General features: G+C 54.5%; 1 protein-coding gene. It reads right to left on the bottom strand.

Going from position 1 to position 255, the window contains the following annotated elements:
• The coding region (locus QMX96_RS26975) for a hypothetical protein (protein WP_282362747.1) at positions 1-255 on the bottom strand (255 nt) is incomplete at both ends.

The following is a 255-nucleotide window of genomic DNA, read 5'->3' as shown; positions in this document are numbered from 1 at the left end:
ACTTGAAGCTAGAGTGAATTTCCTCCACCTGGCGCCAGTCGATACCACCCCTGGCTTCCACTTCTTTCAACCATGCCAGTTTCGGATCAGCCTTCACCATGGCGTCGATGGACTGACTGACAGTCCTCTGGTCGATCTTTTTTATATCGACCTTGATGCCGTCTACCGCATTGATTATCAGGTTTCCGTTGGCCACCATCTGCGTCTGGCGCAGCGTCTCATCCGTCTGCCCCTTGCCCTTGGCACTGGTCCACG

Source organism: Pseudomonas sp. PS01300 (assembly GCF_029960155.1).
GTDB lineage: Bacteria > Pseudomonadota > Gammaproteobacteria > Pseudomonadales > Pseudomonadaceae > Aquipseudomonas > Aquipseudomonas palmensis.
Note: the sequence above shows the minus strand (reverse complement) of the source record. Positions and strands in the feature narration are given on the sequence as shown.